This is a genomic window from Bacteroidota bacterium (assembly GCA_016213405.1).
In the GTDB taxonomy this organism is placed as follows: domain Bacteria; phylum Bacteroidota; class Bacteroidia; order Palsa-948; family Palsa-948; genus Palsa-948.
Genome location: JACRAM010000034.1, coordinates 1 through 6,322 on the forward strand (window position 1 = coordinate 1; position 6,322 = coordinate 6,322).

Annotated in this window: 7 protein-coding genes; 1 reads left to right on the forward strand and 6 read right to left on the reverse strand. The window is 40.9% G+C overall.

The window, feature by feature from the left end; all coding sequences use genetic code 11:
- The 6 genes from HY841_03710 to HY841_03735 form a co-directional block, all read right to left on the reverse strand.
- On the reverse strand, window positions 1-186 hold a 186-nt coding region (locus HY841_03710), incomplete at its 3' end, for a T9SS type A sorting domain-containing protein (GenBank protein ID MBI4929843.1).
- A gap of 84 nt (window positions 187-270) precedes the next feature.
- Window positions 271-2,043 carry a T9SS type A sorting domain-containing protein gene (locus tag HY841_03715; GenBank protein ID MBI4929844.1) on the reverse strand — a complete coding sequence of 591 codons (1,773 nt, stop codon included), beginning with the start codon at window positions 2,041-2,043 and terminating at the stop codon, window positions 271-273.
- Between the two features lie 21 nt (window positions 2,044-2,064).
- A complete protein-coding gene (locus HY841_03720; GenBank protein ID MBI4929845.1) occupies window positions 2,065-2,814 on the reverse strand; it encodes a T9SS type A sorting domain-containing protein in 750 nt (249 codons plus the stop codon).
- A gap of 163 nt (window positions 2,815-2,977) precedes the next feature.
- The gene (locus tag HY841_03725; protein MBI4929846.1) at window positions 2,978-3,679 is read right to left on the reverse strand and encodes a hypothetical protein; all 702 of its coding nucleotides are present in this window, start codon (window positions 3,677-3,679) and stop codon (window positions 2,978-2,980) included.
- A 105-nt stretch (window positions 3,680-3,784) separates the two neighbouring features.
- Window positions 3,785-3,952, reverse strand: a complete 168-nt coding sequence (locus HY841_03730) for a hypothetical protein (protein ID MBI4929847.1) — start codon at window positions 3,950-3,952, stop codon at window positions 3,785-3,787.
- A gap of 27 nt (window positions 3,953-3,979) precedes the next feature.
- Window positions 3,980-4,252 (reverse strand): hypothetical protein, encoded by a 273-nt coding sequence (locus HY841_03735; GenBank protein ID MBI4929848.1) that lies wholly within the window; start codon window positions 4,250-4,252, stop codon window positions 3,980-3,982.
- Between the two features lie 311 nt (window positions 4,253-4,563).
- On the opposite strand from HY841_03735, the gene HY841_03740 reads away from it, so the two are divergent.
- Window positions 4,564-6,165 carry a hypothetical protein gene (locus tag HY841_03740; GenBank protein MBI4929849.1) on the forward strand — a complete coding sequence of 534 codons (1,602 nt, stop codon included), beginning with the start codon at window positions 4,564-4,566 and terminating at the stop codon, window positions 6,163-6,165.
- The last annotated feature ends 157 nt before the right edge of the window (window positions 6,166-6,322 follow it).

Genomic DNA, 6,322 nt, shown 5'->3' on the forward strand with positions numbered 1-6,322 from the left:
AAGAAAATACACTCCGCTGCTTTGATTGGACAGGTCAATGGTTTGCTTGGTTGATGTAGTATTCCAATCCGCCCACACTCCTTCTCCTGCCATATTGTAAACATGAATATCTGTTCCGGGTTTTACTTCTGCCAGTTCAAGCGTAAAAATACCGGGAGAGGGATTAGGATAAACCTTGGTCAGCATGTTTATCACTTCCGCCTGCTTCTCAGGGTTTGCAAGACGGCAGCAGCAACTCGTAAGAACAGTTACTTTTACTACATCAGTGGCTTACCTCATCACCACCACCTTCTTTGAAATCATTCCCGCGCTGGTGTTGATGCGCACAAAATATATTCCTTCTGGTGATGAAGAAAGGTCAAGAGCCCACTGAGCTACGCTCGCAACCTGCGGTTGTCCTCCCGAAGGGAGGGAGATTGAGTTCTGCCCTCCTCCCTTCGGGAGGAGTTGGAGGTGGGCTACTTTCTCACCCAGCACGTTAATGACCTCAATGGTTTTTATTTTCATCTCCACGCTGTTAATTGAGAAAATGCCATTGGAAGGATTGGGGTAAATGAGAATATTACTTTCTATATTTTGTTCATCAATACCAGCACTGGTAAGAGGGCAAACAACACTGTCAGGAATACCATATATAAATTGAAAGGTAATGGGGGGAGGTAGAATATTAATGATAACATTAGTATCCATTGCAGGAACTTTAGAAGTTGATGTGATTGAAACAGAAACTTCATGCCAGTTCTGACTGGCATCATAGCATATACCCTCTCCGGCAGGAGATAAATGTGCGAATGTGAAATTATTATAACTCCCATTCCAAGTCATCAGCACATCATCGCCAAACTTTAAAAGTTGTTGCCCTTCATAAGTAGCCCAAGGTCCTTTTTTTGACCTGCTCCATATCCAGTTGCCTGAATTATCTGTTTTGAAATAGGATAACTCAGGAGTTCCATTGCGCACCCTGTTGCCGCAAACCAAAAGGTCGCCATTGCGTAAAACGGTAATGTCGCTTGCAAAAACAGTGGAATCCTCCGTTCCGTTTCCGTTATATTCTTTAAGCCAATTAATATTTCCCAACACATCTACCGATAAAATAAAAGGTGAATAGCTGTTGAATGCATTATACATTTTGGTGGAACCTGTAATAAAATATTGCCCGTTGTTCCATTCCGATATTGAATAGCCGGAATAGGAACCTGTATAACTTTTATAAAACTGCACATTGCCCGAAGAATCAATTTTCATTAATGCAGGAGTAGACCCTAAAGGGTTATTTGCACCGCAAATCATGTAACCATAATCAGGTGTTTTCACAATTTTAGTGGGATTAAACTTTATTCCCGTATAATATTTTTTCCAAAGAATGTTTCCATCCTTATCGCAATTAATTAAAGAACAGTAGCTGGATATTGAATCTGGATAAGATACGGCTAATAAAAAACCTCCTGAGTAATTAGATGTCATGGTCTGTACAGGTGTGACCCCTTGTGCTAAGTAAGAAGTATCTCTTGAATAATATTTCGCCCACTGGTATTGTCCGTTCTTATCAAGTTTTAATATCCATGGAAATTCAAAAGTCATATTTAACTCTGTGGCTCGGAGTGCCACTACTGCAACATATCCGCTGTCTGCTTCGGTTTGGACTGCCAGTGCTATATCATAGTTATGTGTTGGATTGGGATAGACAGCAAGCGGATCTTTAAGGTGAGTTGACCAGATTAAATTACCAAGCGGGTCAGATTTAATAAATGATAATGGTGCGTCTGGATGAGAAGTCCAAGAACCCCATGGACCCCAGCCAGTAATAAATAAATTACTGTCTGCTGTTTTGATAATTGAAACCGGCTGTGTACTCGTCACTTCCAATTGAGGAGGCGTCAAGTAGGGGTTATAATCCAAATAATAAAAAGCCGATCCATTAAAATAATTATAAACAGATTGCGCAGGGGCAGGAGCATTCATGAAAACACAAAACATAAACACCAAAGTTACTGAGCGAATAAGTGAATAAGTAAATAGGTGAATTATGTTTTGCGCTTTCATGTTCTGCCTTGTGTTTGCAAATTATTCAATTACAATTTTCTTATTCAGCAATCCTTCTTTGCCTTTTACAACCTGAATAAAATAAACTCCTTTAGGATTTTTGCTTAAATCTATCTGCATGGTTTGTTCATTTACAATCAACTCAATTACTAAAGCGCCCTGCATATCATACACCTGCAACAAAGCATCATTGAAGTTTTTTTCAAATTGAACCGTCACATTCCCTGAACTTGGATTGGGAAACACGCCTATATTTTTATTCTGCTTTTCTTCGTTCTGAGCAAAGTTACCTATGCGGCAAGGGGTGCATCCTGACCATGTAACAGTAAGCGTGTTGGTATTCTGTGCACAACAATTACTGCCATTTTTCCATGCGGTTATAGTATAAGTTATACTTCCTGAACCGGCTCCAATGCATGCAGGATTAAAAGTTGGTTTTTGAACACTTGTGCTGCTCAAACCATCACTTGGAGACCAACTCCACCTGTCAGGGCAATCACCTGCTGCACATCCCATTTGAGCGCAAGTTTTTCCAAGAACTACAGTATTGCAATTGACCACAGTGGTATTAGTTCCATCAATACAGCAGTAGTTGCAGGTAAAAGTAGAAGCCGAAGGCAAGTTGTTAAGTTCATTTTGAGTATCCTCAAAATTGTACACATAGCAAGCCGAGGGGTCATTGTTGTTTGTGTTAATGTTTCCTGCCCAACTTTGTGTGCAGAAAACAACCGTTGCTGAAAAGCAACTGATAATAGTAATTAATTTTTTCATTGTGTTTTTTGGTATTACGAAGTTAAACATAAAAGGTTTCATTTTACCTGCATAATAACCTTGTTATTTACAGGGCGGTGTTGGTTTGTGTTTTTTTTGATTTGTTTTGGTTTTAGTTGTTGTTTAGAAATTCGTCATTAGTAATTGGTCATTCTACTTATCCTCACGGAGCAATAATTGAAACCACATCGCTGTCGGCTCCTTTGCCTTTGCTGTTAAAAGCATATTTCCAGCAGTAATACCGGGTGCCGCTTGTGAGCCCGCTGAACGATGCTTTGCGCGAAGTGGCGGCATTAAAGAGCAGAAAGAGATTTTGACCGACAGGAACAGGTACTGGAATGGGACTTGTTGCCCCCATTTGCAAAACAACAGAGCCGTTTTGCACCGTAAGCGGTGCACTGGCGTTATCTGTGATAATGGTTGTATATCCTTTTGCACCTTCTACCACATCGCAGTTGGTTAAAATAGTTCCGCTTTGGTCGCCATGCTTGAGCGTAAGGTTTTCCACCTTAGCGGGAATGGCTGCCGGAGTGGGCTCTGTTTGTGTAGCAGTGAAGCCCGCGCTGGTGATTTTCACCACATCGCCATCGGCAATGCGGGTTACGTAGCCGGCTTCTTCCCGCATCAAATCATCCAATGCTTCTTCCGAAGCATTCTGCGCTGCTGTTTGAGCGGGTCCCCCGCCCTGAGCCGCATTGAATTTTGTTTCCAGATCATCCACCGCAGTGGTGATGGTTGCCAACGGCACATCGGGTGTTGTGAAGTTGGGGTTGCCGGTCATGTCGCCAACCCTGTCGCGCACATACTGAATCTTTGGCGCAACGGATAGTTTAATGAATTCGAGACTTACTCTTGCTTTTGCCATGGTAGTAAAGGTTAATGGTTAATGGTTAATCGTTAATTGTATAAATACTGTAGTGTTTACTTCTCATACAATGGTGTTTGTTATGAATCCTGTTGTGTTTGCTTCTCATACAATGGTGTTTGTTATGAATCCTGTTGTGTTTGTTTCTGACACAATGGTGTTTGTTATGAATCCTGTTGTGTTTGTTTCTGACACAATGGTGTTTATTATGAATCCCGTTGTGTTTGTTTCTGACACAATGGTGTTTGTTATGAATCCCGTTGTGTTTGTCATAAACTCAGTTGTGCTTATCACTAACTCTTACTCCCCGCAAACCGTTGGAGAATCAAGATGCGTAATAATGGTTCCGCCTGAAACATACACGGTGGCGATTTTGCAGTTTTCAATTCCTACTTCGCTGTTGCAGGTGCCGGGAATATCCCGAAACCAATACGTGGTGTGATGGTGCGAGCAGTTTTGCAGGTAAGAGCGAATCTGGTCTTCGCTCACTCCGCATTGCAGGCGCTTTGCGCCCATGCTGCATACAGCAAACACAATGAGTGCCGTTGCTGATAAAAACTTTTTTGTTTTCATGATGTGTTTTTTGTTGTTTAAAAAAAACAAAGCACGTCAGAAGCGATGGAAGGGCGTGGTAACAAATTCGCCTCTGAATAACATTTCCCTATGAAATATTATTTATCTTTGGTAATAAGTAACTGTTTAAATTTCTAAAATAGAACGCTGATGACGCTGGTTAAACTGATTTTCATGGATTTTATCTGCGCTTATCTGTAAAATCTGCGTCATCTGTGTTCCATCTTTCTTCATAAAAACATTTCAAAATAAAATTTAAACAGTTACTAAACAAGTAGGAAAAATTTTCAACAGGTTAACTCTTTTCAGCCATGCAAACCATTCACCAACTTATTCAGCGCTTATCTGAAAATGAAATTGAACTGGTAAGAAAATATCTTACCTGCTTTTCAAGCCACAACGTGGAGGAAAGCGCCAAAACATTAAAGCTGTTTAAGTATCTGCTTAAACAGAAAGCGGTTCCTTCTGCAAGCGATTGCTGCATTCATGTGTACGGCACGCTCAGTAAAAAAGATGCATTCGCCATGCTGAAATCACGCCTCAAAAACAAAATAGCAGACGCGCTCAATACGTTTATGAATGAAGAAACAAAAGAAGCGTTGGATGAAGTGGATTATGCCGCCATGGTGATAGATAAGAAATCTGCACAGTACAGGCAATTCTTTTATTCCAAACCCGGGCTTGACATCACGCGCAATTTGCTGGAAGAAACCATTTCATTAGGCAAAAAATATGAATTGTATGATAAACTGATAACCTCTCTGAAATTTAAAAAGTTCAGATATACGCATAAGCAAGGCGAAGAAGCGTATGACGCCTTATCATCAGAAATTGAATTGTACGAAAAATGCAACCGCGCTTCTTCAAAAGCCAACGATTATTATTACCGGTTGATTTTCATGCAAAGCCAAAAGGGAAAAGAAGATGCAGCTAAAATTCAGAAACATTTGTCTGGCGCCATTAAAGAGTTGGAGAAATTGTATGACCAAACAAAATCCAACACGGTTAACTATTTTTTAAAGAACCTTGAACTGGTAAATCAACTAAATAACAAGGATTATTTGCAGGCGCGAAGGGTTTGTTTGGAATTTACACAAATCATCCACAGCTATCCTTCCGTATACAGAAAATTAAGAATCGGAATTGCCTATGATTATTTCTCACGCTGCGAACTGTATTTAGGGCATTATGATTCTGCTGCTGAAAACGCACAACTGGCGCAGAAACAATTTTCGCCTGAATCAGATAATTATTCAGTTGCCAAGGCGCAGGAATTCTTTGCATTGTTTTATGCAGGCAAATATAATGAGGCGGAAGCAGTGGCACAATCCATGCTGAGCATTTCGAGAAATGAATTGGGAGAATGGCGTTATGCACAATTCACTTACCTGCATGCCTGCGCGCTGTTTAAACTTGGCAAGTTCGAAGAAGTGTTTTCTATCCTCAGCCGGCAGTTGGAAATATCAAAAGATAAAAGCGGATGGGAACTATCTCTGCGCGTGCTTCGCATCATGGCGCTTATTGAAATGGAACAATTAAAACAGGCAAGCGCGGAAATACTTTCTTTAAAGACATTCGTCATGCGCCTGCAAAAAGAAACAAGCATTACCAAGCGCGATAGAAAAATTCTTGCATGGCTCCTTAACCTTGAGCAAAACGGTTATGTGTTTGAAAAAATGAACGGACAAACCGAAGAATCTCTTTTTCTGCTTTCAAGTGATAAGCCAGATTATACATTGAAACTTCTCACGCCCGAACTTATTCCTTTTCATGAGTGGGCAAACAGCAAGATGAAACCCGTAGGAAACTTGCCCAGTAGGTCGGACGACCAACTGGGTGAATCCAACGGGTTGAAGAAAGGAGTGAAGGTGTTGGCGAAAAAAATAAGGCATGTATCACCTTATTGGAATTAGTAAATTTGACAATGACCTTTAATGACCCCGGCATGAACTCCCTGTGGTCTTGCCACAGGGATGAAATGCCGTTGCGCGAAGCGCAAAAGAGTATGTTTACTTCATGGTAGACACGAGCGAGGAGATATGGTACTGGCATCACAATGTATCGGAGTGT